2 protein-coding genes are annotated in these 2516 nt (G+C 63.6%); both read left to right on the forward strand.

What is annotated here, in order from left to right:
- Positions 1 to 2021 (forward strand): xanthine dehydrogenase family protein molybdopterin-binding subunit (locus ACTG4J_RS15205; protein ID WP_439140577.1); only part of this gene is annotated, 2021 nt, incomplete at its 5' end.
- 84 nt (positions 2022 to 2105) lie between these two features.
- On the forward strand, positions 2106 to 2516 hold a 411-nt coding region (locus ACTG4J_RS15210; RefSeq protein ID WP_439140578.1), incomplete at its 3' end, for an FAD binding domain-containing protein.

The following is a 2516-nucleotide window of genomic DNA, read 5'->3' on the forward strand; positions in this document are numbered from 1 at the left end:
CCTATGAGCAGGCCCGCGATGCCGCCGAGGCGGTGGCCGCAGGCACCGAGATCGCCGAATTGCCCGCTATCGTCGATATGGCGGATGCCGTGGCCAATACGGATAACCGGGTGCATGAGGAGATCCCTGACAACCTGTGCTTCGACTGGGGCTGGATCGAGGATAACCGCGACGCAGTCGATGCCGCGATGAAGGCCGCGCCGCATGTCACGACGCTGGAACTGGTCAACAACCGCCTTGTGCCCAACGCGATGGAGCCGCGCGCCTCGATCGGCGAATACAATCCCGGCACGGGCGATTACAAGCTGACCACCACCAGCCAGAACCCCCACCTGACGCGGCTGTTGGTCTGTGCCTTCGTGCTTGGCATTCCCGAGCATAAGCTGACCGTTGTCGCCCCCGATGTCGGCGGCGGGTTCGGATCCAAGATCTATCATTACGGCGAAGAGGCGCTGGTTCTGGCCGCCGCCAAGAAGCTGGGCCGCCCGGTGCGCTGGACGGCGGAACGGTCGGAAAGCTTCCTGACCGATGCCCATGGGCGCGACCATGTCACAACGATCGAGGTGGGCGCGACGCTGGATGGCGAGATCTTGGCGATCCGCACCCACACGCTGGCCAATGTCGGGGGCTATTTGTCGAATTTCTCGACCGCGACACCGACCTATCTGCATGGCACGCTGATGGCGGGACCCTACAAGGTGCCGCATGTCTATGTGAACGTGAAGGCGGTCTTTACCAATACCGCACCCGTCGATGCCTATCGCGGGGCGGGGCGGCCCGAGGCGACCTATAGCCTTGAGCGCGCCATCGACAAGATGGCGCGCGAGTTGAAGCTCGATCCTGTCGCGGTGCGGCGCAAGAACCTTTTGACGCCTGACCAGTTCCCCTACACCACGCCCGTCGGGCTGGTCTATGATGTGGGCAACTACCAAGCCACGCTCGACAAGGCTTTGGAGATGGCCGATCTGGCGGGTTTCGAGGCGCGCGCGGCCAAAAGCCGGGCACAAGGCAAGCTGCGCGGCGTGGGGCTTTCGACCTGGATCGAGGCTTGCGGCATCGCCCCCTCGCATCTGGCGGGCCAGCTTGGCAGCCGTGTGGGCCTTTATGACACCGCCACTGTGCGCGTCAGCGCGACCGGGACGATCCAGGTGATGACCGGGGCCCATAGCCATGGTCAGGGCCATGAGACGGTCTTTGCCCAGATCGTTGCAGATAAGCTGGGCGTGGCAGAAAGTGCCGTCGAGATCGTGCATGGCGACACCTCGAAAATCCCCTTCGGGATGGGCTCTTACGGGTCGCGCTCGCTGGCGGTCTGCGGTTCGGCAATGGACCGCGCACTCGACAAGATCATCGACAAGGGCAAAAAGATCGCGGCCCATATGCTGGAGGCGGCCGAGGGTGACATCACCTTTGAAAACGGCAGCTTCTCGGTGGCCGGGACCGACAAGGCCAAGTCTTTCGGTGAGATCGCCTTTTCCGCCTATGTGCCGCATAATTACCCGCTCGAGACCTTGGAGCCGGGGCTGGAGGAGACGGCCTTCTACGACCCCAACAACTTCACCTATCCCGCCGGCGCCTATCTTTGCGAGGTCGAGGTCGACCCTGACACCGGCAAGGTGGCGATCTGTTCCTTCACCTGCGCCGATGATTTCGGCAATGTGATGAACCCGATGGTCGTCGAGGGGCAGGTGCATGGCGGTGTCGCGCAGGGCATTGGTCAGGCCTTGGTCGAACACACCGCCTATGACGAGAACGGCCAGCTTCTGACCGCCTCCTACATGGATTACACCATGCCGCGGGCCGATGATGTGCCGTTCTACCAGGTCGATCACTCCTGCGTCACGCCTTGTACACACAACCCGCTGGGGGTGAAGGGCTGTGGCGAGGCGGGGGCGATCGGCTCGCCACCCGCGGTGGTCAATGCGGTGATCGACGCGCTGCATCGTGGAGGGATGACCCAAGTCAGCCATATCGACATGCCGCTGACGCCTGCGCGCGTCTGGGCCGCCATGCAAGCTTGATCCGGCAGGTGCGGGGGGCCAGCCCCCCGCACCCCCCGGGATATTTGGAAAACGAAGAAGGGACGGACCCTTCGGGAGGAACGGATGTACAATTTCGAATTCGCCAAGGCCAAGACGATCGCTGATGCCGTGGCCGCTTTGGCCGCCGAGGATGCGCAAGCGCTGGGTGGTGGCCAGACACTTTTGCCGACCATGAAGCAGCGGCTTGCGGCACCGACCACATTGGTCAGTCTCAACGCTATTCCCGAGATGATCGGGGTCTGCGTCAATGACAAGGGTGAGGTCTGCATCGGGGGCGCCACAACCCATGCAACCGTTGCGCGCGAGGCGGCGGCCCATTACCCGGCCCTTGCCGCGCTGGCCGGTCATATCGGCGATCCCGCGGTGCGCAACCGCGGCACGATCGGCGGCAGTCTTGCCAATAACGATCCTTCCGCCTGTTACCCGGCAGCGGCCTTGGGGTCGGGGGCGGTGATCAAGACCAACGCCCGTGAC

The organism is Roseicyclus sp. (genome assembly GCF_965662675.1).
Taxonomy (GTDB): Bacteria; Pseudomonadota; Alphaproteobacteria; order Rhodobacterales; family Rhodobacteraceae; genus Roseicyclus.